A 21,474-nucleotide genomic window follows, 5' to 3' on the forward strand; every position below is an offset into this window, starting at 1 on the left:
GGGTGCAGGATTTGAAGGCAACATGTTTTCGCGAATGAATTCGCTACCGTAGGAGCGAATTCATTCGCGAAAGCTCACAGAATCACTGCCGCGTGCGAGACATGGAAAGCGCACGCAAGCCATCGTCTGTCGACAGCGGCACGCCGGGTATCGGCTCTTGCACGGCGAGCAGTCCGTCTTCGTAACCTTCGGGGCTCGTGCATTGCCAGTGCCAGGCATCGCGCAACATGGTTTCCAGGCCATGCCGGGCTACCCAGCCCAGTTCACGCAACGCCCGTGACGGATCGGCCCAGCATTGCGCGACATCGCCGGGACGCCGCTCGCGCATTTGTACAGGCACCTTCATCCCGGTGACCCGCTCGAAGGTACTCACCACTTGCAGCACCGAATAGTCGATGCCTGTTCCCAGGTTCCAGGCGCGGATTCCGCTGTTGTTGCGCAGGTAGCGCAACGCATCGAGATGTCCGGCGACCAGGTCTTGAACGTGTATGTAGTCCCGCACGCCGCTGCCGTCCACCGTCGGGTAATCCCCGCCATAGACCGGTAGCACCGGCAACTGCCCGTCAGCGACGCGCAGCAGGTAGGGCAACAGGTTGTTCGGGATCGCGGTGGGCGATTCGCCGATCAGCCCCGACGGGTGAGCGCCAACCGGATTGAAATAGCGCAGCAGCGCGATGCGCCAGCGTTGATCGGCACGCGCCAGACTGCCGAGCACCTGTTCGGCCATCAGCTTCGATTGGCCGTAGGGATTGGTTGGCCGGCCTCGGCGTGCCTGTTCGTCGATAGGCATCTTGCGGCAACTGCCATAAACGGTAGCCGACGAACTGAACACCAGAGTGAAAACACCGGCGGCTGCCATCGCCTGGCACAGGTTGATACTGCCGCTGACATTGGTGTCGTAGTAGTGCAGCGGCTTGCGCACGCTTTCGCTCACCGCCTTGAGGCCAGCGAAGTGCAGCACTGCCCGGATCGGGTAGCGTGCAAACAGTTTGGCGAGCACTTCGCGGTTGCGCACATCGCCTTGCACCAACACAGGACGACGGCCACAGATCTGTTCTATTCGTGTCAGAGCATGTGGGCTGCTGTTGCAGAAATTGTCCAGAACCAGCACATCTTCGCCTACCTCCAGAAGGGCGAGTACCGCGTGGGCTCCGATGTAACCAGCTCCACCGGTCACAAGGATCATAGAGTCACCTTCGCATGAAATAAGTGGGGTGCGACCGCTGTTGCGCTATGGCGAAGGTCTGCGCGGATGAAATGGATCGCTTACTTCATAACGAAAGGCAGTTCCGATCCCCGGTTCCGGGAATTGGCCGGACGGTCATGTCACTGGTCGGCCATCAAGGTGTCTCGACTGAACGCTCGTCGCAGGGCACTCGTCCATAACTCTGTGTCGGGTGTCTTGCTCATCGCCACGACATCACTTGCTCTGGAGAGAACCTCATGATTGCAACCCCGGCTGCATACCCCATCGCAGAGCATTTGGCCGAAGGCCATGAAGCAGTTGCCAGCATACGTCCCTTGCTTGTTTGCCTTTCACATTTGCGTTGGGGGTTCGTCTATCAGCGCCCGCAACACCTGATGACGCGCATGGCTCGGCGCTACGATGTGCTTTTCTTCGAGGAGCCGCTGGCGGCCGAAGGTGAGCAGGCTTATCTGCAACTGTCCCTTCAGAGCAGCGGGGTCACGGTGGCAACGCCGCACCTGCCGGTCGGGCTGGATGCCGCACAGACCGAACAGAAACTTCGTGAGTTGCTGGATGACTACCTGCTGCGCAATCCTCGCGAGGTGCTATTGCGCTGGTATTTCACGCCCATGAGCCTGGGGTTCAGCGAGCACCTGCCGGCCCGAGGGACGGTTTATGACTGCATGGATGAACTCTCGGCATTCAAGGGCGCGCCGCCGCAGTTGCTTGAGCGCGAGCGGCGTCTGTTGGCCTTGGCGGATGTGGTTTTCACGGGCGGTGTCAGCCTGTGGGAAGCCAAGCGTGCCCAGCATGGCAATGTCCATGCGATGCCCAGCAGTGTTGATATCGAACATTTCGCCAGCGCCCGGCAGGCTTTGCCCGAGCCAGTCGATCAGGCGGTTATTGCCCATCCGCGACTGGGTTTTTTTGGTGTGGTCGACGAGCGTCTTGATCTTGCGTTGCTCGAAGGTCTGGCCAGGCAGCGCCCCTACTGGCAACTGGTGATTCTGGGGCCTGTCGTCAAGATCGACGAGGCCAGCTTGCCGAGGCTGCCCAACATCCATTACCTGGGCGGCAAGGCTTACAGTGAATTGCCCGCCTACCTGAGCGGATGGGATGTGGCCCTGATGCCCTTTGCCCGCAATGAAGCCACACGCTTCATCAGCCCGACCAAGACGCCTGAGTATCTCGCGGGTGGTTGCCCTGTAGTCAGTACGCCGATCCGCGATGTAGTGCGCACCTATGGCGCTTGCCCGGTGGTGCATATTGCCGAGGATGGGCCCGGTTTCGTCGCTGCCGTCGAAGCTGCACTGATCCAGCGCAAGGACCGTGAGGCATTGTTTCGCCTGGCGGATCAGGCCCTGAACGGCATGAGCTGGGACACAACCTGGAACGCCATGATGGAGCACATTGCATGCCTGGCCTGACACTCGAACAGGCCCGGGAGCGTGCCGGGCAATTACAGGAGGGCGGCGCACCCTTCTACGACTATCTCATCGTCGGTGCCGGTTTTGCGGGTAGCGTGCTGGCCGAGCGTCTGGCTTGCGGGTTGGGCCTGAAGGTCTTGTTGATCGACCGTCGCGGGCACATCGGCGGTAATGCCTACGATCATCTGGACGAGGCCGGGATTCTGGTGCATCGCTATGGGCCGCATATCTTCCATACCAATGCCCAACGGATCGTCGACTACCTGTCGCGCTTCACCGAATGGCGGCCTTATGAGCATCGGGTATTGGCTCAGGTGCGTGGGCAACAGGTGCCGATACCGATAAACCTGACCACGCTCAATCGGCTCTATGACCTGGAGCTGGACGAGGCAGGTGCCGAGGCGTTTCTTGCCGAGCGCGCCGAAGCTGTCGAGCCGATACGTAGCGCCGAGGACGTGGTGGTCGGTCAGGTCGGGCGCGAGCTGTATGAGCTGTTCTTTCGTGGTTATACCCGCAAGCAGTGGGGGCTCGATCCGGCGCAGCTCGATCGTTCGGTCACGGCCCGTGTGCCAGCGCGGACCAACACCGATGACCGTTATTTCACTGACAGCTTTCAGATGATGCCTCAGCAGGGTTACACCGCCATGTTCGAGCGAATGCTGGATCATCCGGGTATCGACATTCTGCTGGATGTGGATTTCGCCGAGGTCGACCGGTTACTGCCCCGTGGCCATCTGGTTTATTGCGGGCCGGTGGACGAATACTTCAGCTATTCGCTTGGGCGTCTGCCTTACCGTTCCCTGCGTTTCGAGCACCGGACCCTGGCGCAGGAACACTTTCAAGACGTGGCCGTGGTCAACTATCCCGACGAGAACGTGCCCCATACCCGCATCACCGAGTACAAGCACCTGACCGGTCAGGAACATGCGCAAACCAGTGTGACCTACGAATACCCCTGTGCTGAAGGTGATCCCTATTACCCGGTCCCGGCTCCAGAGAATGCCGAGTTGTATCAGCGCTACAAGGTGCTGGCCGAGTCCACCGAAGGCGTGACCTTCCTCGGGCGCTTAGGGACTTACAAGTACTACAACATGGATCAAGTGGTGGGGCAGGCGTTGGCGCTTTACCAACGTATTGCCCAGACCCGCGGCGCAACTGCCGAGGGCGCGTCCCATGAGTGGGCTTGAGCCATTCGCCAGTTTTCTCATGGGAGGTTTTGAATGCACCAGCAGCCGTAGAGGCGACGGGCGACGTCTGGACCTGATCGCCTCAACCGGGCATGACCGCTGGGCCGAGCAGGATTACAGCAGCCTTGCCGGGCACGGAATGCGCACTGTGCGCGACGGGGTGCGTTGGCACCTGATCGAGCCGCGCCCCGGCCATTATGACTTCAGCAGTCTGGATCCGCTGTTGCTGGCCGCCACGAGGGCTGGCACCCAGGTGATCTGGGATCTGGGGCACTACGGATATCCGGACGATCTGGATATCTGGCGACCGGTCTTCGTCGAACGTTTTGCCCGGATGGCCCAGGCAGTCGCCAGACGGGTGCGCGAGTCCAGCGATGCCGTGCCGTTTTATTGTCCGATCAACGAGCCGTCTTTCTGGGCATGGGGCGGTGGCGAGGTGGGCTATTTCTATCCGCTGGGGCATCGGCGCGGCACCGAACTCAAACACCAGTTGGTGCGCGCCAGCATTGCAGCCATGACAGCCATTCGCGAGGTCGATTCACGGGCGCGTTTCATCCATGCCGACCCGCTGATTCATGTGCGCGCCATGCGTCAGCGGTCGGCTGATATCGAAGCGGCCGAGGTCTACCGCATGGCTCAGTACGAAAGCTGGGACCTGATCAGCGGCCGAAGCTGGCCGGGCCTGGGCGGTCAGGAGGATTTTCTGGATATCCTCGGTGTGAACTTCTATCCACATAACCAGTGGTACCTCGATGGACCGACGATCCGTCCTGGTGATCCGCACTTTCGGCCATTGGCTGGCATGCTGATGGAAGTCCATGTCCGCTATGGTCGCCCGCTGGTGATCAGTGAAACCGGGACCGAAGGTATCGGGCGTGAATCGTGGCTGGATTACGTCGGCGAGCAGGCAATTCTTGCGCTGAGCAAAGGTGTCGACTTGCGCGGCCTGTGCCTGTACCCGGTTCTCGACTATCCCGGCTGGGATGACGACCGTCACTGCGACAGCGGTCTGCTTGGCTATGCCGATGCCAGTGGATTTCGTCCCGAAGACCCTCCGACCCGTGCTGCTCTGGCCCGGTTTGCGTTGCGGCTGGCCGAGGCCCAAGTGCGTATTGCCAAGAGGCCGCCAGCATGAACATCGCGCAAAGTGTGCCGCCCAACCCCAATCCCGGACGCTTTCTGTGGGGCTACGCCAGGCGTCGGCCATGGGCTTATGGCGGTATGGTCACGCTGGTGATTGCCGCCGCCAGTTGTGCGGTGGTCGTGCAGTACGGCATGAAGCTGCTGGTCGACAGTATGGGAGAAGAGGGAAATCGTTCCGGGGTCTGGTTCGCCTTCGGGTTGTTCATTTTTCTGATTGCCATCGAAAATCTGTTCTGGCGTCTGGGCGGCTGGCTGGGCTGTCGCACGGTGGTTGCCAGTTGCGCGGACATGCGGGTGGACCTGTTCAGCCATCTGACCGGACACCCGATGCGCTACTTTGCCGAGCACTACGCCGGAGCCCTGGGCAGCCGCATTTCGGCTACCGGCGCGGCGGCGGGGCAGATCTACAGTGCGCTGTTGTGGAAAATCATTCCGCCCTGCGTCGACTTTCTAGGGGCTGTGGTGCTGCTGGCCATGGTGCGTATCCAGATGGCTCTGGCACTGGTGGCTTTCGTGGTGCTGGTGGCGGCGATCATTACCTTCTTCGGTATTCGCGGGCGCAGTCGTCATCAGCTTTATGCGGCGCAGGCTGCCAGTGTGGGCGGTGAGCTTGTGGATCTGGTCAACAATGTCTGGACGATCAAGGCCTTCACGGCGCGGGAGCGGGAGCGCCTGCGTCTGGATGCGAAAATCCGCACCGAGGCGCGGGCTCAGAGTCGCAGCTGGATGTACGTGGAAAAGGCCCGGGTACTGCATGACCTGTGTCTGGCGAGCATGGCGGGAACCATGCTCGCCTGGTCCATTCTGCTCTGGACTCGCGGTGCAGTGAGCATTGGCGATGTGGTGATGGTCAGTGCTCTGACGTTTCGTATCCTGCATGGCTCACGCGATCTGGCGCTGGCCCTGGTCGAGACCAGCCAGCATCTGGGCGCTGTCGGCGACACATTGGCAGTGATCGCCAAACCCTATGACCTCAGCGACTCCGAGCTGGACTGGGCTGTGCCATCCGGCACCATCGAGTTGCAGGATGTCGGGTACGCCTATCCCGGTGCTCGCAAGGTGCTGTGTGGATTGAGCCTGCGCATCGAGCCCGGGCAGCGGGTTGGCATCGTCGGCCCGTCCGGCGCAGGCAAGACCACTCTGCTGGGGCTGTTGCAACGCCTGGATGACGTCAGCACGGGGAGCATTCGCATCGATGGCCGCGACCTTCGGCAGATCAGCCAGGACAGCCTGCGCCGACAGATAGCCGTAGTGCCTCAGGAGCCAACCCTGTTCAACCGCAGTATCTACGAAAACATTGCCTACGGCCGACCCGAGGCCACCCGCGAGGAAGTGATCGCCGCCGCTCGCAGTGCTTATTGTCACGAGTTCATCGACCAGTTGCTCCAAGGCTATGAAACCCTGGTGGGCGAGCGGGGCGTGATGCTTTCCGGTGGTCAGCGCCAGCGCCTGGGCATTGCACGGGCCTTCCTCAAGAACGCTCCGATCCTGTTGCTCGACGAAGCCACTGCTGCTCTGGATTCAAGCTCCGAAGCCATCATCCAGTCGGCGCTCGGCAGCCTGATGCGCGGTCGAACGGTACTGGCCATCGCCCATCGGCTCACCACCCTCAGTGCGTTTGACAGGGTGCTGGTGATGCAACAAGGCTGCATCGTCGAAGACGGCCCGCCCGGGCGGCTGCGTAGCGCGGGCGGACTGTTCCAGACATTCTGGCAGGCTCAGGAAATGGGCCGCCAGGATTGATGGGGCTCAAGGTGAAATCGGATCGCTGGCGGGGAAGGTTTCCTCGATGGCATGATCGATCTTCTCCTCGCTCGGCTCCTCTGGCTCGTTCTGAGTGGGGGCGTTGTCCAGATCGCCTTCGGTTCCGGATTGATCTGGCGTGCTTGGGGTGTTGGGCAGGGACGTGTTCATCGGTTCACCTCGGGTTGGGTTCTACCTGAGTTGAGGAGGGTGCCGGGAGGAATGTTCAGTAGGATTGAAGCGGGGCGGACGGACGGGGCCGACTTCATCGGTGTCGCTGATAGTGACTATCAGAAACCAGAGATTTTATTCCCTGTAATAAATATGGAAAATGCGCGCATTGGACATACGGCTCGATGAGCCGTTTTTTTATTTCAGGATCTTCACATGCGCCTTTTGACTGTTCCGGCCATTGCCGTCGTTTTTGCGTTGTTGAATGGATGCGCTTCTGCACCGAATCAACCGACGCTTGTCTTGCAAACCAGTAAGGCTCCCGATGAATACGTGCAGTGTGTAATGCCCAAACTGCAAGAACATTCATTGAACCCGGTGTTGTCGCAATCTCAGCGGCACTACAGGATTGTCGTCTCCAGCCCGGTCGCGGCTGACAACGTTATTGAGGCCTACAAGGCTCCGGCAGGCGGAAAAGTGTTTTTGTATGAGCGCCAACTATTGGCATCGACGCTCACTACCTCCCGATTCGAGCGAGCGGCGCAGGAGTGTTTGTAAGTAGCCGGTAGTATATTGAGCGATTTCCAGTTGCTCGTTGGAGCCGATCATTTTGAATGTGCTTTTTATCTGCGGTAAAAACCGACTGCGCAGCCCGACCGCCGAGCATGTATTTGCACAGTGGCCGGGCGTGGAAACCGCGTCGGCGGGTGTTGGCAGGGATGCTGATATCCCAATGGATACCGAGTCTCTGGAATGGGCTGATGTAGTGTTTGTCATGGAGCCTGCGCACCGCAGAAAACTGGCAGCCCGATTCCGCAAGGTATTGGCTGACAAACGCATCGTATGCCTGGATATTCCTGACGATTTTGAATACATGAGCCCGGATCTGATCACGATACTGCGGACACGTGTCGAGCCATATCTACCTGCCGTTAATCCAGGTTAGCCGAGATAAGAAGCGCCAGCATTCCACATAAACCCCATTTAATTCATGATGTTGCGTTTTTTGATGAGAGCGGCGGCATGAAGGTATGACTCGATGTTCGAGCTGACAAGTTATCTGGGGCTTTTTGCCGTGGCGTTTGGCGCTGCCACGCTGTTACCGCTGCAATCCGAAGCCGTGCTGGTCGGCATGCTGCTTTCGGAGCGCTATACGACGATTCTGCTCTTGCTGGTTGCCACGTCAGGCAATGTTCTGGGCTCAGCCGTGAACTGGTATCTGGGCCGCTCTATCGAGCGCTTTCGGCATCGGCGCTGGTTTCCGGTCAGCGAGCGCCATCTGGACAAGGCCCAGCACACTTACAAGCGCTACGGACGCTGGGCGCTGTTGTTCAGTTGGGTGCCGATCATCGGCGACCCCATCACCATGATCGCGGGCGTCATGCGCGAGCCGTTCTGGAGTTTTCTGCTTATCGTCACGCTTGCCAAAGGGCTGCGTTATCTGGTGCTGACAGCGATTACTCTCGGGTGGATGGCCTAAAGGGCCAGAACTGATGATCTGCATGGCGAGCCAGATCATCATGGCGGCTCAACCCTCAACAGCATCTGGAATCCTGGCAATCACCTTGATCTCGAAATCAAAGCCATAAAGCCAGGTGACGCCCACTGCCGTCAGTGTCGGGTACGGTGCCTGGCCCCAGAACTCAGGGAACACCGTCCAGATTTTCTCGAACTTCGATTCGGGGTCGACCATGAAGACGGTGACATCGACTACGTCATCGAAGGTGCAACCCGCCTCCTTAAGGATGGCATTCAGATTGCTGAAGGCTGTCCTGACCTGTATCACCAGATCCTGCTCTGGCGAGCCATCCTCCTTGCTGCCGACCTGACCGGAAACGAACAGAAAGCCATTGGAACGGATCGCGGGCGAATAGCGATTGCGCTCGTAAAGTTCGAGGCGTCCGGCGGGGAAAACTGCATCACGCTTTGTCATGGTTGATCTCCATCGAGGCAGGTCAAGGCGACCCGTCATTAACGATGGGAGAACTCTAAGAGCTTGTATCCGGGCGATAAACGAGCAACTGTAGCCAGCACTGTTTGTAAAATCCAAACAATCCAGCCGTTATCCGGAGTAGAAATGGACCGTTTCGATGCGATGCAGGCTTTTGCGCGGGTGGTAGAGGCGGGGAGTTTTACCAAAGCAGCCGAAACCCTGCACATGAGCAAGACCACTGTGACGCAACTGGTGCAGCAACTGGAGGCCCGCTTGCGGATCAAGTTGCTCAACCGAACGACGCGCAAGGTCAATGTCACGGCTGATGGCGCGGCTTATTACGAGCGCGTTGTCAGGCTGCTGGCTGACCTGGACGATGCCGAGACCAGCCTGTCCAGCGCTTCGGCCTTGCCCAGAGGGCGGCTGCGGGTGGATGTGCCCAGCCCGTTTGCCAGCACGATTCTGATGCCGGCCCTGCCTGAGTTTCATGCGCGATACCCGGATATCCAGATCGATATGGGCGTCAGCGACCGTATCGTGGATGTGATCGGCGAGAATGTGGATTGCGTGGTTCGCGGTGGCGAGTTGGCTGACCAGTCCCTGATGGCCCGGCGTGTGGGTGATCTCAGGCTTGGGGTGTATGCGGCACCGAGTTACCTGGAAAGGGTCGGCACACCTGCGCATCCGCGAGAGCTGGAAGATTCCCACCACCGCATCGTCGGTTTCCTGTGGGCGCGTACCGGCAAGGCCTTGCCTTATGCCATGCACCGCGAGGGTGAAAGCCTTCACGTCCACGGGCGTTACGTGCTGGCGGTGGACGATGGCAATGCCTACCTCGCCGCAGGCCTGGCTGGTATGGGTGTTCTGTGGGTGCCGGATTACATGGCCAAAAACCATCTGGAGCGGGGTGATCTGGTGCCGCTGTTCAAGGATTGGCGCATGGATTCGATGCCGATGTACGTGGCATTTCCGCCCAACCGGCATATCAGCCTCAAGCTTCGGGTATTTATCGATTGGGTTGCTGAACTGATGACGCAACATGCGCCGGTCATTGACCGGCGCGGAGTCTGAATCAGGCCGTCACTGGCTGCGATCCCTGACGGCTGCGAGCCATCTGGAAACAACCTCCATTTCCTCATCGCTGAATGCCTGGGTCAGTTTTTCATTCAGCGGTGCCAGTTCCGATGTGGCCTGCAAGGTCGCTGTCCGGCCTGCATCCGTCAGCCACAAACGAAAGCTGCGCTTGTCATGTTCATCGACGCGGCGCTCGATCAGCCCTGACCTGACCATCCGGTCGGCCAGCCCGGTCATGGCGGAAGGCGCGATATCCAGCGCCAGCGCGACTTCGCCGCTGAGGGCGCCATCCTGCCCATTGAGTACAAAGAGTGCGCCAGCCTGAGTGGCGCTGATGCCGGCGCGATTCGAGATATGCCGCTCGATGTATCGGGACAGGCTTTTTTGAGCAGCATTCAATAAATAGACGTAGCGACGGTCATGCGCCATTTGGATTACCCGGTAACTGAGCTTCCAGCCATCTTGCCACTACGGGCCATAGGGTGTCGGCATGTTGTTGGCGGAAAAAGCCCAGGTGCCCGATGGTCGAACCGTGACTGTCCGCCGGAGCAAACTGACGTCGCTCTACAGCACAGCCGGTCAGATGCTCTGTCATCAGGTCGATGGCTTCGGCGGGTGCCCATGGATCGTCATCGACGCCTATGGCCAGCACCGGCAGTGTGGGCCTGGCAAAACGGGCAGTGGCATTGACTGTTGGGTCGTCAAAAAAGTACTGGCGAAGGCTTGTCCAGCGTGACCACTCGCGCATGACATCGGCTGGCAGGTCTTCACCAATTCCCAGCCTGCGCCCCGGAAAATAGCCCAGGAATTTGGCGCTGAGCGGGCCAAGGACTTTGAGCAGAATCGCCACTTTCAAGCGTTCCTGCCAGGGACTTATGAATCGCAGACAGCCCGCATGGGCGCATAGAGTCACTGCCGCGCTGAGCTTGTTGCTGCTCTCGCATAACCCGATGGCATGCCCGCCGAAGCTATGGCCTATCGCAAGGTGAGCAACCCCCTTGTACTGCCCGGACACCCAGTGGGTGACGGCTTCGACATCGTTGTCAGCCCACGAAACAAAACCCGCCTGAACGGTTTTCGGATGAGGACCTTTCCTGCTGACACCCCGATAGTTGTAGGTGATGACGGTAAAGCCATTGGCGACCAGATACTGGGCGAACGGCAAGTACATGCGCTCGGTGACGCCCGTCGCCGGGTTTATCTGAACCACTGCTTTCACAGGTCCTGCGCCGGTATGGGTCGTGACCTCGACGCTGTGACCATTGGTGCAGGTGATCGAATGGGTTGTCGTTCGCATGGGAGTTATTTCGTATGTGAAGTAAATTATTTAACATACGAAATAAATAGCGGCAAGCATTTTCCACGACGATTGGAGAGTTTGGAAAAACGCACAGCCAATAAAAAACCCCATCACAAGGATGGGGTTCTTTTAACGCTGTGTTTCGTGCTTACGCTTGAACGACCGGGATATTGGCGTTCGCAGCGGCTTCGCGGAACTCGGCGATCTGATCGAAGCTCAGGTAGCGGTATACGTCCGCTGCCATGGTGTCGATCTGGTTCGCGTAGCTCATGTACTCCTCGACGGTCGGCAGGCGACCCAGGATCGAAGCGACGGACGCCAGCTCGGCCGAAGCCAGGTAGACGTTTGCGCCGTCACCCAGACGGTTCGGGAAGTTACGGGTCGAAGTCGAAACCACGGTGGAGTTCGGTTCAACGCGAGCCTGGTTACCCATGCACAGCGAGCAGCCTGGCATTTCCATGCGCGCGCCAGCCTTGCCGTAGATGCCGTAGTAGCCTTCTTCGGTCAACTGGTGAGCGTCCATCTTGGTCGGAGGCGACAGCCACAGGCGAGTCGGCAACTGGCCTTTGACCTGATCCAGCAACTTGCCCGCAGCGCGGAAGTGGCCGATGTTGGTCATGCAGGAACCGATGAACACTTCGTCGATCTTCTCGCCCTGTACCGAAGACAGCAGGCGTGCGTCGTCCGGGTCGTTCGGCGCGCAGAGCACAGGCTCCTTGACGTCGGCCAGGTCGATTTCGATGATTTCGGCGTATTCGGCGTCCTTGTCGGCTTCCAGCAGTTGCGGGTCGGCAATCCAGGCTTCCATCGCCTTGGCGCGGCGTTCCAGAGTGCGTGGATCACCGTAGCCTTGCTCGATCATCCAGCGCAGCAGGGTGATGTTGGAGTTCAGGTACTCGATGATCGGCTCTTTTGCCAGCTTGATGGTGCAACCGGCAGCCGAACGTTCGGCCGAAGCGTCGGACAGCTCGAAAGCCTGTTCGATGCTGAGGTTTTCCAGACCTTCGATTTCCAGGATACGGCCAGAGAAGGCGTTCTTCTTGCCTTTCTTCTCCACGGTCAGCAGGCCAGCCTGGATCGCGTAGTAAGGAATGGCGTGAACCAGGTCGCGCAGGGTGATGCCAGGTTGTAGCTTGCCCTTGAAGCGGACCAGGATCGACTCAGGCATGTCCAGCGGCATGACGCCGGTGGCTGCGGCGAAGGCAACCAGACCGGAACCGGCCGGGAAGGAGATACCGATCGGGAAGCGGGTGTGGGAGTCGCCACCGGTGCCGACGGTGTCCGGCAGCAGCATGCGGTTCAGCCAGCTATGGATGATGCCGTCGCCTGGACGCAGGGAAACACCGCCACGGGTCATGATGAAATCAGGCAGCGTGTGGTGAGTCTTGACGTCGATCGGCTTTGGATAAGCTGCGGTGTGGCAGAAGGACTGCATGACCAGATCGGTGGAGAAGCCCAGGCAAGCCAGGTCTTTCAGCTCGTCGCGGGTCATCGGGCCAGTGGTGTCCTGGGAACCGACGGTAGTCATCTTCGGTTCGCAGTAGGTGCCCGGACGGATACCTTCCACGCCGCATGCCTTGCCGACCATTTTCTGCGCCAGGGTGAAACCCTTGGTGCTGGCAGCCGGCTGATCCGGAGTCTTGAACAGATCCGATGGTGGCAGACCCAGCTCGGCGCGTGCCTTGCCGGTCAGACCACGACCGATGATCAGGGGAATACGGCCACCGGCACGCACTTCGTCGAGCAGGACCGGAGTCTTCATCTCGAAGGTGGTCAGGACTTCGTCGCTGTTGTGCTTGGTGACTTTGCCTTCATGCGGGTACAGGTCGATCACGTCGCCCATGTGCATGTTGGAAACGTCGAATTCGATTGGCAGTGCGCCAGCATCTTCCATGGTGTTGTAGAAGATCGGGGCGATCTTGCTGCCGAAGCAGAAACCACCGGCACGCTTGTTCGGGACATAGGGAACGTCGTCGCCGAAGAACCACAGAACCGAGTTGGTTGCAGATTTACGCGAGGAACCGGTACCGACCACGTCACCGACGTAGGCGATAGGGAAACCCTGGCCGCGCATTTCTTCGATCTGCTTCATCGGACCGATGGAGCCTTGCACGTCAGGAACGATGCCTTCACGGGCCATTTTCAGCATGGCCAGGGCGTGCAGCGGGATATCCGGACGGGACCAGGCATCAGGTGCCGGGGACAGGTCGTCGGTGTTGGTTTCGCCGGTGACCTTGAAGACGCGCAGGCTGATCTTGTCAGCCAGTACAGGGCGCTTCTTGAACCACTCGCCGTCAGCCCAGGATTGCAGGACTGCCTGAGCGTGCGCATTGCCGCTCTTGGCTTTTTCAGCAACGTCGTGGAAGGCGTCGAACATCAGCAGCGTGTGCTTGAGCTGTTCGGCAGCGACCGGTGCCAGCTCTGCATCGTCGAGCAGGGCAACCAGAGTAACGATGTTGTAGCCACCTTGCATGGTGCCCAACAGTTCGGTAGCGCGTTTTTTGTCGATCAGCGGGGAAGTGGCTTCGCCCTTGGCCAGAGCAGACAGGAAGCCGGCCTTGACGTAGGCCGCTTCGTCCACGCCCGGTGGAATGCGGTTGGTGATCAGATCGACAAGAAAGTCTTCTTCGCCAGCGGGGGGATTCTTCAGCAACTCAATAAGGGCTGCGGTTTGTTCGGCGTTAAGCGGCTGGGGCACGATACCCTGGGCGGCACGCTCTTCGATGTGTTTGCGGTAGGCTTCAAGCACAGTATTACCCTCATCAGTGGTCCCAAATGGGTGTCCGGGACGCTCATCCAGAAATTGTCCGCACCCACGCAAGGCTTTCGAGCCTTGTTTGCAGGGTATCGGCAATTCCTTACGAAGCTGTTTTCAAAGTTTTACGCCAGCAGGACGGGGGGAGTGTAGGTCGACATGGCCATTCGTGATGAGGGAACGGCCTGCCGACACCGGACTGCGGGATTAACTTGACTGTGCTCGTGACGCTTTGAAAACAGCTTCTAACGGACATTGGCGCCATCTAAGGCCCGATGATTCTACGGCAAAACTTCGTTAAAGGTAAGTTAGACCCTACATCTTCGGGGGTGACCCTTGTTAGACAAAGGGCTAACATGCCTTCTCGTTTCGCCTGCCCTTGTCCTGCCAGCCATGCCTGATCAAATCATCAAAACGCCTTGTGTCGGCCTTTGCTCCACTGTTTACGGGGACCTGGTGTGCCGTGGCTGCAAGCGTTTCCATCATGAAGTGGTCCACTGGAACGGCTATAACGAAGACGAGAAAAGAGCGGTCTGGCTGCGCCTGGAGCAATTGCTGGTTCAGGTGATGGCGGCCAAGCTCGAAATTTTCGATGTCGAGAAGCTGCGCATGCAGCTCGTCCAGCGCAAGATCCGCTTTGTGGCGCATCAGTCCGAATATTGCTGGGCCTATCAATTGATCGCTCGCGGTGCGCGGGTCATCAATCAGGTCGAGGCTTATGGCTTCGTGCTGCTGCCGGAGTTTCGCGACTGGGCACTGCCTGAATTGCGCGATGCCATCGACCGTGAGTTTTTTCTGTTGTCCGAAGCTCATTACCAGCGATATATCGCGCCGGGTTTCCTGAAGGATGCGCTCGGTTTGTAGGAGTAATGCCGACCTTGAGAGGCTGATTTCAAAAGTCGGGTGGCTGAAATCAAAATCCGTGAGAGGGGCCTTGACCGCGACAGCCCGGTTTCAGGCGCTGAAAATGTGTTGCCTGTCAGCAGGTCGTCGCGGCCAAGGCCCCTCCCTCAGGTGACATGTATGCCTTGAGTGATCGGCATTGGTTTGTAGGCGTTCATTCGCTACGCATCAAACATCTCCTCCAGATGCCGGATGATTTCCTCGGTCTTGAGAACCAGCACATCACTTTCCAGCGAGTCGAGTACCACTTCGGCGGTGTTGCCGATCAGTGCGCCTGAAAGACCGGTACGCGCCACGGTGCCGATGATGGTGACCACTGCGTCGAGCTGGTTGGCCGTAAAGGGAATCAGCACATCAGCCGGACCTTCTGCGATATGCAGGTGGGTGTCGTCGATATCGAATTCCGTCTGGAACGCCTGGCATTGCTCTCGATAGCGGGTTTCGATGCTTTCCTTGAGCTGGTAGATCGGGTCGGCAGCCGACAGCATGGGCGACGGATGGGCGGTTATGACGTGCAAGTGCCCCTTGGCCAGTGCTGCAATGTCATAGCCGTGATCGACGATGCTGTAATGCAGCGTCTTGTGTTCTCCATCCGCATTGCCGACATCCACAGCCGCGAGAATCACGCCGCCTGTCCAGGGCCGTGACGTCTTGACCATCAACACCGGGCTTGGGCAGTAGCGCAGCAGTTTCCAGTCGTCGGGAGTGAGCAGGGCCTTTTTCAGCGGGTTGTCCGGCAGGTGCTGCTTTATGACCAGGCCGCAGCCCTCGGTTTGCTGCACCTTGCAGATGGTCTTGTGGGTGGACTCTTCCCAGTGCTGTTCCGCGCTGGCGGTGAAGCCTTCTTCCTGAAGGTTTCTTTTCAGCTCGTTGAGTTGTTGCGTATGGGGATGATCCTTGTCACAGATCAGCAGGTGCAGATGAGCCTGAGTGACCCCGGCAATCAGTTTCGCGCGCTTTAGGGCCAGGCTATCGGCGTGGTTGGGATCGATGACCACCAGGATGCTGCGAATAGACTGCATGGGGCTAACCTCCACAAGGCAAATTGTGTTCCACAACTATAGTTGCAGCGCATCGGGTCGTCGCTTGATCTGGATCACTGCATTTCTATCGCCGCAGACGCACGCCCCTCGTATAATGCGCGGCCTTGCAAACCCGCTATCTGTGAGCTTATGTACCCGATCCCTGAAATCGAAGCCTTCCTGCTTTGCCGCACGCCCGACAGTTGGGTTCAGGCCGCTTTGCGCAATCTGGACATCCTGTTGATCGATCATGCGAACAACGAGAAAAAGGCGGCCGGGGCGGCGTTTCAGTTCATGTTCCAGTACAACGACAAGTTCGACCTGCTGAGCAAGATGTCGCGGCTGGCCCGTGAAGAGCTGCGGCATTTCGAGCAGGTGCTGAGCATTATCCGCAAGCGCGAAATCCCGATGGCCAACGTCAGTTCGGCGCGTTATGCGGGGGCATTGCGCAAGCTGGTGCGCAACCATAATCCCTACCGGCTGACCGACGCCCTGATTGTGGGGGCCATCGTCGAAGCCCGCTCCTGCGAGCGTTTCGCTGCGCTGGTGCCGCATCTGGACGAAGAGCTTGCCAAGTTCTACGGCGGGCTGTTGAAGTCCGAGGCCCGGCATTTTCAGGACTACTTGAAGCTGGCCTATACCTATGGCGATAAAGCCGATGTTGACGCCAAGATCGAAGAGATTCGCCATGCCGAGCGTGAATTGATCGAAAGTCCCGACGAGGAATTTCGCTTCCATAGCGGTGTGCCTGCCGCGGCCTGAGTTATCACTGGCTTCATAAAAAACGACCGCCTTGCCAGCGGTCGTTTTTTATGAAGATATTGTTAGCCAGCTAACAAATGTTTTGACATTAGCTGTCTAGGCAGTAATATCGCCACATTACTGCCTAAGCAGCTTTTATGGTGAGTCCTTGAAACATTTCACGTCCGAGAATTTCGATTCCAGCCTGATGGGTCTGTTGGTCGGTCGCACCAATGCTCTCAAGGACCGCATGCTGGACAAGTATTTGCTGCCTTATGACGTCACCTTTTCGCAGTTCAAGGTGCTGATCATCATTTCCCAGTTCGCCCTCGATACCCCTGTCGAATTGTGTCGGCACCTGTCCCTCGACAGCGGTTCCATGACGCGCATGCTTGATCGTCTGGAGCAAAAGGAGTTGATCGTGCGCACCCGTTCGGCAGCCGACCGACGCCAGGTGCATGTGGCCTTGACCGAGCAGGGGCAGAAACTTTCGGACCTGCTGCCGCAGATCGGTGCTGACGCGATGAACGACACATTTGCCGTTCTGGACAAGGAAGAAGTCGAAACCCTGCAAAGAATTCTGACCAAGGTGCTGGTGGCCGCCGACGACCACATCACCCTCACGCGCCTGAGCTTCAAGTCCACAGGGGCGAAATGAACGGCCCCGGTAAAACCTCGATATCCCGCAATTACTGCTTCACCGACTACAGGTAATCGTCATGGCTACTGCCGCTACTGAAAAACCATCTGCCAGCTCGCCGCAAGACACGAATCCGGGCAAGCGCAAATTCATGCTGCTGGTGCTCGCCCTGATCGTCATCCTTGGCGGTGCGGCTGTCTGGGCCTGGCATGAGTTTTATGGCCGCTGGAGCGAAAGTACCGATGACGCCTATGTGAATGGCAACGTCGTCGAAATCACGCCGCTGACCACCGGTACGGTCATCAGCATCGGCGCCGATGACGGTGATCTGGTTCGCGAAGGCCAGGTCCTGATCAAGTTCGATCCCAGCGATGCCGAAGTCAGCCTGCAAAGTGCTGAAGCCAATCTGGCCAAGGTCGTGCGCCAGGTGCGCGGGCTCTACAGCAATGTCGATGGCATGAAGGCGCAACTGGCCGCGCAACGTGCCGAAGTGCAGAAGGCTCAGGACAACTACAACCGTCGCCGTAGCCTGGCCGTAAGCGGGGCGATTTCCCAGGAAGAGCTGTCCCACGCCAAGGATGACCTGACCAGCGCGCAGAGCTCCTTGAACAATATCCAGCAACAACTGGCCAGTAGCGTTGCGCTGGTGGACGACACGGTGGTTTCTTCTCACCCGGACGTAAAAGCTGCCGCTGCGCAATTGCGTCAGGCGTATCTGGCCGATGCCCGTACTACGGTTGTGTCGCCGGTGACCGGTTATGTGGCCAAACGTACCGTGCAACTGGGCCAGCGGATTCAGCCGGGCACTGCAACCATGGCGGTGATTCCGCTGGATCAGCTGTGGATCGACGCGAATTTCAAAGAGACGCAACTGGGCAATATGCGCATTGGCCAGCCGGTGGAGATCACCTCGGACCTGTACGGCAGCCATGTGAAATACAGCGGCACCATCGACAGCCTGGGTGCCGGGACCGGGAGTGCCTTCGCTCTGTTGCCGGCTCAGAACGCGACCGGTAACTGGATCAAGATCGTCCAGCGCGTGCCGGTGCGGATTCACATCAACCCCGATGAGCTGGCGAACAACCCGCTGCGGATCGGTCTGTCGACCACGGTCGATGTCAATCTGCATGACCAGAGTGGTCCGGTACTGGCCCAGCAGCCGCCGAAGAAAGCGAGCTTCAGCACCAATATCTACGCCGAACAACTGGCTGATGCCGACGCGATGATTGCGCGTCTGATCCATGACAACAGTGCAGCCAGTAGCAAAGCGACTGCCCAGCGCTGATCCGCCAATCCGCAAGCCCCGTCCTTCGGGTCGGGGCACCGTCTCAGTTTCCAAGGATTTGCGATGAGCAACAACGCCCCGGCCTCATTTACGCCGCCCAGCCTGCTGATGTGTACCATCGGCCTGTCGCTGGCGACCTTCATGCAGGTCCTCGATACCACTATTGCCAACGTCGCCTTGCCGACCATTTCCGGAAACCTGGGTGTGAGTTCGGAGCAGGGGACCTGGGTCATCACTTCGTTTGCGGTGAGCAACGCGATTGCCTTGCCACTGACTGGCTGGCTCAGCCGCCGTTTCGGTGAGGTCAAGCTGTTCCTGTGGGCAACCCTGCTGTTCGTGCTGGCTTCGTTCCTGTGCGGCATTTCCCAGTCGATGCCCGAACTGGTCGGCTTCCGGGTGCTGCAAGGTGTGGTGGCCGGGCCGCTTTATCCCATGACCCAGACGCTGCTGATCGCGGTTTACCCGCCCGCCAAAAGGGGGATGGCGCTGGCGCTGCTGGCCATGGTCACGGTGGTCGCGCCGATTGCCGGGCCGATTCTGGGCGGCTGGATCACCGACAGTTACAGCTGGCCGTGGATTTTCTTCATCAATGTCCCCATTGGCCTGTTTGCGGCCTGGGTGGTGCGTACGCAAATGGCCAAGCGCCCGGTGAGTACCAGTCGTCAGCCGATGGATTACGTCGGGCTGCTGACCCTGATCATTGGTGTCGGGGCATTGCAGGTCGTCCTGGACAAGGGCAACGACATGGACTGGTTCGAGTCGAACTTCATCGTGATCGGTTCGGTGATCTCCATTGTGGCGTTGTCGGTGTTCGTGATCTGGGAAATGACTGACAAGCATCCCATCGTCAACTTGCGGCTGTTTGCCTACCGCAACTTCCGTATCGGCACTCTGGTGCTGGTCGGTGGCTACTCCGGCTTCTTCGGGATCAACCTGCTGCTGCCACAATGGTTGCAGACCCAGATGGGCTACACCGCGACATGGGCCGGGCTGGCCGTGGCACCTATCGGTATCCTGCCGGTATTGATGTCGCCCTTCGTCGGTAAATACGCCAACAGGTTCGACCTGCGCTTGCTGGCCGGTCTGGCATTCCTGGCCATGGGCCTGAGCTGCTTCATGCGGGCGCAATTCACCAATGAGGTGGATTTCGAGCATGTGGCGCTGGTGCAGTTGTTCATGGGGATCGGCGTGGCGCTGTTCTTCATGCCGACCTTGAGTATCCTGCTATCGGATTTGCCGCCCCATCAGATCGCCGATGGCTCCGGGCTTGCGACATTCCTCAGGACTCTGGGCGGCAGCTTTGCAGCATCCCTCACGACCTGGATATGGATTCGCCGCGCTGATCAGCATCACGCCTACCTGAGTGAAAACATCAGCACCTTCGACCCGGCCACCCGTGACGCGCTCAACAGTTTGGGAGGCGCGAGCCCGCAGGCTTATGCGCAACTGGAACAGACCCTCAATAGCCAGGCTTACATGATGTCCACGGTGGATTATTTCTACATGCTGGGCTGGGTGTTTGCGGGGTTGATTCTGCTGGTCTGGCTGGCCAAACCGCCGTTTGTCGCCAAGGCCGGGCCGGGCGGTCATTAAATAGCCTGGTCGGACACGGTACTGTGGGAGCGACCTTGGTCGCGAAGAGGGCCTGGAGGGTGATGAGTTTTCACATTTACCGGCCCCGTCGCGAGCAAGCTCCCTCCCACTGAGCAGATTCAGTTCAGCAGTGTCATCTGCTCAGGCGGGAAGTCGAAGGCGTTCAGGGAGAAGCCCTGTTCGTCCACCTGCAAGGCCCAGCCCTGGCGGTCCCAGTCGCCCAATACGATGCGTTGCGCTGTCTGGTCGCCTATCTGTAGCTTGTGAATGGCCGGGCGATGGGTGTGTCCGTGAATCAGTGTGCGGACGCCATATTGCTCCATCACCTGGGGAATGAACTCGGGTGTGACATCAACGATGTCATTGGCTTTCATGCGGGTTTTCACACGGCTTTCATTGCGCAGTTTGCGCGCCAGCTTGTGGCGGGTATTCAACGGCAGGTGCCGCAATATCCACAAGGTCAGCGGGTTGCGCAGGTAGCGGCGCATCTTTATATAGCCTTCGTCGCGGGTACACAGGCTGTCGCCATGCATCAACAGCACCGGCTCACCGTTTAGCGCAACCACGCTCGGGTCGTTCAGGAAGGTGCAGCCAGCCGCCTTGCAGAACGCCTTGCCGATCATGAAGTCCCGGTTGCCGTGCATCAGGAAAACCTGAGTGCCGCTGTCGCTCAGTTCGCGCAGGGCCTGACAGATCGAACTCTGGAACGGCGACATTGCATCGTCGCCGACCCAGACCTCGAAGAAGTCCCCGAGGATATACAACGCCTTGGCCTGGCGTGCCCGGCCAGAGAGTAGATCCAGAAACGCCCGGGTAATATCCGGGCGCTTTTCCTCAAGATGCAGGTCGGAGATCAGCAGTATCACTCAACGATCTCTGCTTTCTCGATGATGACGTCTTCGGACGGTACGTCCTGGTGGCCGGATTTGCTGGTGGTTGAAACGCCTTTGATCTTGTCGACCACTTCGCTGCCTTCGATCACTTCACCGAACACGGCATAGCCCCAGCCTTGAACGGTCGGTGCGCTGTGGTTCAGGAAGCTGTTGTCAGCCACGTTGATGAAGAACTGGGCGGATGCCGAATGCGGCTCCATGGTACGGGCCATGGCAACGCTGTACTTCTTGTTCGGCAGGCCGTTGTTGGCTTCGTTCTGAATGCTTGGGCGCTTGTCTTTCTTCTCTTTCATGCCCGGCTCGAAACCGCCGCCCTGGATCATGAAGTTAGGGATGACACGGTGAAAAATGGTGTTGCTGTAATGGCCAGCGTTAACGTATTCGATAAAGTTGGCAACGGTGACCGGAGCCTTCTCTGCGTTCAGTTGCAGAACGATATCGCCGTGGTTGGTGGTCAATTTTACTTTGGACATGCTTA

Annotated in this window: 22 protein-coding genes; 13 read left to right on the forward strand and 9 right to left on the reverse strand. The window is 58.8% G+C overall.

The features are described 5' to 3' along the window. Positions 1–82 precede the first annotated feature (82 nt). The gene (galE, locus tag Q6A51_RS15725; RefSeq protein ID WP_304575217.1) at positions 83–1,186 is read right to left on the reverse strand and encodes a UDP-glucose 4-epimerase GalE; all 1,104 of its coding nucleotides are present in this window, start codon (positions 1,184–1,186) and stop codon (positions 83–85) included. Between the two features lie 257 nt (positions 1,187–1,443). Between galE and Q6A51_RS15730 the strand changes: the two genes are divergently transcribed. The 4 genes from Q6A51_RS15730 to Q6A51_RS15745 are packed head-to-tail and all read left to right on the forward strand — an operon-like array spanning position 1,444 to position 6,686. Continuing rightward, the gene (locus tag Q6A51_RS15730; protein ID WP_304575218.1) at positions 1,444–2,613 is read left to right on the forward strand and encodes a glycosyltransferase family 1 protein; all 1,170 of its coding nucleotides are present in this window, start codon (positions 1,444–1,446) and stop codon (positions 2,611–2,613) included. Beyond that, complete coding sequence (glf, locus tag Q6A51_RS15735; RefSeq protein WP_304575219.1) at positions 2,601–3,800, forward strand: UDP-galactopyranose mutase; 1,200 nt, start codon at positions 2,601–2,603, stop codon at positions 3,798–3,800. The genes Q6A51_RS15730 and glf overlap by 13 nt, the downstream gene beginning before the upstream one ends. Further along, positions 3,787–4,935 carry a beta-galactosidase gene (locus Q6A51_RS15740; RefSeq protein ID WP_304575220.1) on the forward strand — a complete coding sequence of 383 codons (1,149 nt, stop codon included), beginning with the start codon at positions 3,787–3,789 and terminating at the stop codon, positions 4,933–4,935. The genes glf and Q6A51_RS15740 overlap by 14 nt, the downstream gene beginning before the upstream one ends. Next, positions 4,932–6,686, forward strand: a complete 1,755-nt coding sequence (locus Q6A51_RS15745; RefSeq protein ID WP_304575221.1) for an ABC transporter ATP-binding protein — start codon at positions 4,932–4,934, stop codon at positions 6,684–6,686. Before Q6A51_RS15740 ends, Q6A51_RS15745 begins: the two co-directional genes overlap by 4 nt. Positions 6,687–6,692: 6 nt before the next feature. On the opposite strand, the gene Q6A51_RS15750 is transcribed toward Q6A51_RS15745, so the two are convergent. Beyond that, a complete protein-coding gene (locus tag Q6A51_RS15750; RefSeq protein WP_304575222.1) occupies positions 6,693–6,857 on the reverse strand; it encodes a hypothetical protein in 165 nt (54 codons plus the stop codon). A 216-nt stretch (positions 6,858–7,073) separates the two neighbouring features. Here Q6A51_RS15750 and Q6A51_RS15755 point away from each other — a divergent pair, with 216 nt between their 5' ends. From Q6A51_RS15755 to Q6A51_RS15765, 3 genes are all read left to right on the forward strand, one after another. Beyond that, the gene (locus Q6A51_RS15755; protein WP_304575223.1) at positions 7,074–7,415 is read left to right on the forward strand and encodes a hypothetical protein; all 342 of its coding nucleotides are present in this window, start codon (positions 7,074–7,076) and stop codon (positions 7,413–7,415) included. A gap of 49 nt (positions 7,416–7,464) precedes the next feature. After that, complete coding sequence (locus tag Q6A51_RS15760; protein WP_201019886.1) at positions 7,465–7,803, forward strand: low molecular weight protein tyrosine phosphatase family protein; 339 nt, start codon at positions 7,465–7,467, stop codon at positions 7,801–7,803. Positions 7,804–7,896: 93 nt separating this feature from the next. Then, on the forward strand, positions 7,897–8,337 hold the full coding sequence (locus tag Q6A51_RS15765) for a YqaA family protein (RefSeq protein WP_201019808.1): 441 nt from the start codon (positions 7,897–7,899) through the stop codon (positions 8,335–8,337). A gap of 48 nt (positions 8,338–8,385) precedes the next feature. Here Q6A51_RS15765 and Q6A51_RS15770 read toward each other — a convergent pair whose 3' ends face one another. Further along, positions 8,386–8,790: a RidA family protein gene (locus tag Q6A51_RS15770; RefSeq protein WP_201019807.1), complete on the reverse strand. Its 405-nt coding sequence runs from the start codon at positions 8,788–8,790 to the stop codon at positions 8,386–8,388. A 144-nt stretch (positions 8,791–8,934) separates the two neighbouring features. Between Q6A51_RS15770 and Q6A51_RS15775 the strand changes: the two genes are divergently transcribed. After that, positions 8,935–9,861, forward strand: a complete 927-nt coding sequence (locus Q6A51_RS15775; RefSeq protein WP_304575224.1) for a LysR family transcriptional regulator — start codon at positions 8,935–8,937, stop codon at positions 9,859–9,861. Between the two features lie 9 nt (positions 9,862–9,870). Here the strand turns inward: Q6A51_RS15775 and Q6A51_RS15780 are convergent, their stop codons facing one another. The 3 genes from Q6A51_RS15780 to acnB form a co-directional block, all read right to left on the reverse strand. Then, positions 9,871–10,293 (reverse strand): MarR family winged helix-turn-helix transcriptional regulator, encoded by a 423-nt coding sequence (locus Q6A51_RS15780; protein ID WP_201019805.1) that lies wholly within the window; start codon positions 10,291–10,293, stop codon positions 9,871–9,873. After that, a complete protein-coding gene (locus Q6A51_RS15785) occupies positions 10,283–11,161 on the reverse strand; it encodes an alpha/beta hydrolase family protein (RefSeq protein WP_201019804.1) in 879 nt (292 codons plus the stop codon). Before Q6A51_RS15785 ends, Q6A51_RS15780 begins: the two co-directional genes overlap by 11 nt. A gap of 151 nt (positions 11,162–11,312) precedes the next feature. Beyond that, positions 11,313–13,913, reverse strand: coding sequence for a bifunctional aconitate hydratase 2/2-methylisocitrate dehydratase (acnB, locus tag Q6A51_RS15790; RefSeq protein WP_201004364.1), 2,601 nt, complete (start codon positions 13,911–13,913; stop codon positions 11,313–11,315). A 399-nt stretch (positions 13,914–14,312) separates the two neighbouring features. On the opposite strand from acnB, the gene Q6A51_RS15795 reads away from it, so the two are divergent. Next, the gene (locus Q6A51_RS15795; protein WP_201004362.1) at positions 14,313–14,783 is read left to right on the forward strand and encodes a DUF1289 domain-containing protein; all 471 of its coding nucleotides are present in this window, start codon (positions 14,313–14,315) and stop codon (positions 14,781–14,783) included. A gap of 200 nt (positions 14,784–14,983) precedes the next feature. On the opposite strand, the gene Q6A51_RS15800 is transcribed toward Q6A51_RS15795, so the two are convergent. Then, entirely contained in the window at positions 14,984–15,844 is an 861-nt protein-coding gene (locus tag Q6A51_RS15800; protein ID WP_201019803.1) for a universal stress protein, read from the reverse strand. 150 nt (positions 15,845–15,994) lie between these two features. On the opposite strand from Q6A51_RS15800, the gene miaE reads away from it, so the two are divergent. The 4 genes from miaE (at position 15,995) to Q6A51_RS15820 (ending at position 20,103) form a co-directional block, all read left to right on the forward strand. Beyond that, positions 15,995–16,606: a tRNA-(ms[2]io[6]A)-hydroxylase gene (gene miaE, locus Q6A51_RS15805; protein ID WP_122320629.1), complete on the forward strand. Its 612-nt coding sequence runs from the start codon at positions 15,995–15,997 to the stop codon at positions 16,604–16,606. 148 nt (positions 16,607–16,754) lie between these two features. Next, the gene (locus Q6A51_RS15810) at positions 16,755–17,243 is read left to right on the forward strand and encodes a MarR family winged helix-turn-helix transcriptional regulator (RefSeq protein WP_201004356.1); all 489 of its coding nucleotides are present in this window, start codon (positions 16,755–16,757) and stop codon (positions 17,241–17,243) included. Positions 17,244–17,304: 61 nt separating this feature from the next. Then, positions 17,305–18,510 (forward strand): HlyD family secretion protein, encoded by a 1,206-nt coding sequence (locus Q6A51_RS15815; RefSeq protein ID WP_304575225.1) that lies wholly within the window; start codon positions 17,305–17,307, stop codon positions 18,508–18,510. A 63-nt stretch (positions 18,511–18,573) separates the two neighbouring features. Further along, positions 18,574–20,103 carry a DHA2 family efflux MFS transporter permease subunit gene (locus Q6A51_RS15820; RefSeq protein ID WP_304575226.1) on the forward strand — a complete coding sequence of 510 codons (1,530 nt, stop codon included), beginning with the start codon at positions 18,574–18,576 and terminating at the stop codon, positions 20,101–20,103. 119 nt (positions 20,104–20,222) lie between these two features. Here Q6A51_RS15820 and lpxH read toward each other — a convergent pair whose 3' ends face one another. Together lpxH and Q6A51_RS15830 are read right to left on the reverse strand one after the other, a co-directional pair. Continuing rightward, complete coding sequence (gene lpxH, locus Q6A51_RS15825) at positions 20,223–20,969, reverse strand: UDP-2,3-diacylglucosamine diphosphatase (protein ID WP_304575227.1); 747 nt, start codon at positions 20,967–20,969, stop codon at positions 20,223–20,225. After that, positions 20,966–21,469, reverse strand: coding sequence for a peptidylprolyl isomerase (locus Q6A51_RS15830; protein ID WP_201004349.1), 504 nt, complete (start codon positions 21,467–21,469; stop codon positions 20,966–20,968). Before Q6A51_RS15830 ends, lpxH begins: the two co-directional genes overlap by 4 nt. Between the last annotated feature and the right edge of the window lie 5 nt (positions 21,470–21,474).

It is taken from the genome of Pseudomonas serbiensis (assembly GCF_030580745.1).
Taxonomy (GTDB): Bacteria; Pseudomonadota; Gammaproteobacteria; order Pseudomonadales; family Pseudomonadaceae; genus Aquipseudomonas; species Aquipseudomonas serbiensis.

Excerpts from the sequence above, each read along its gene's own strand:
- galE (WP_304575217.1), bottom strand. The coding sequence starts at position 1,186 with ATGATCCTTGTGACCGGTGGAGCTGGTTACATCGGAGCCCACGCGGTA.
- Q6A51_RS15730 (WP_304575218.1), top strand. The coding sequence starts at position 1,444 with ATGATTGCAACCCCGGCTGCATACCCCATCGCAGAGCATTTGGCCGAA.
- glf (WP_304575219.1), top strand. The coding sequence starts at position 2,601 with ATGCCTGGCCTGACACTCGAACAGGCCCGGGAGCGTGCCGGGCAATTA.
- Q6A51_RS15740 (WP_304575220.1), top strand. The coding sequence starts at position 3,787 with ATGAGTGGGCTTGAGCCATTCGCCAGTTTTCTCATGGGAGGTTTTGAA.
- Q6A51_RS15745 (WP_304575221.1), top strand. The coding sequence starts at position 4,932 with ATGAACATCGCGCAAAGTGTGCCGCCCAACCCCAATCCCGGACGCTTT.
- Q6A51_RS15750 (WP_304575222.1), bottom strand. The coding sequence starts at position 6,857 with ATGAACACGTCCCTGCCCAACACCCCAAGCACGCCAGATCAATCCGGA.
- Q6A51_RS15755 (WP_304575223.1), top strand. The coding sequence starts at position 7,074 with ATGCGCCTTTTGACTGTTCCGGCCATTGCCGTCGTTTTTGCGTTGTTG.
- Q6A51_RS15765 (WP_201019808.1), top strand. The coding sequence starts at position 7,897 with ATGTTCGAGCTGACAAGTTATCTGGGGCTTTTTGCCGTGGCGTTTGGC.
- Q6A51_RS15770 (WP_201019807.1), bottom strand. The coding sequence starts at position 8,790 with ATGACAAAGCGTGATGCAGTTTTCCCCGCCGGACGCCTCGAACTTTAC.
- Q6A51_RS15775 (WP_304575224.1), top strand. The coding sequence starts at position 8,935 with ATGGACCGTTTCGATGCGATGCAGGCTTTTGCGCGGGTGGTAGAGGCG.
- Q6A51_RS15780 (WP_201019805.1), bottom strand. The coding sequence starts at position 10,293 with ATGGCGCATGACCGTCGCTACGTCTATTTATTGAATGCTGCTCAAAAA.
- Q6A51_RS15785 (WP_201019804.1), bottom strand. The coding sequence starts at position 11,161 with ATGCGAACGACAACCCATTCGATCACCTGCACCAATGGTCACAGCGTC.
- Q6A51_RS15795 (WP_201004362.1), top strand. The coding sequence starts at position 14,313 with ATGCCTGATCAAATCATCAAAACGCCTTGTGTCGGCCTTTGCTCCACT.
- Q6A51_RS15800 (WP_201019803.1), bottom strand. The coding sequence starts at position 15,844 with ATGCAGTCTATTCGCAGCATCCTGGTGGTCATCGATCCCAACCACGCC.
- miaE (WP_122320629.1), top strand. The coding sequence starts at position 15,995 with ATGTACCCGATCCCTGAAATCGAAGCCTTCCTGCTTTGCCGCACGCCC.
- Q6A51_RS15815 (WP_304575225.1), top strand. The coding sequence starts at position 17,305 with ATGGCTACTGCCGCTACTGAAAAACCATCTGCCAGCTCGCCGCAAGAC.
- Q6A51_RS15820 (WP_304575226.1), top strand. The coding sequence starts at position 18,574 with ATGAGCAACAACGCCCCGGCCTCATTTACGCCGCCCAGCCTGCTGATG.
- Q6A51_RS15830 (WP_201004349.1), bottom strand. The coding sequence starts at position 21,469 with ATGTCCAAAGTAAAATTGACCACCAACCACGGCGATATCGTTCTGCAA.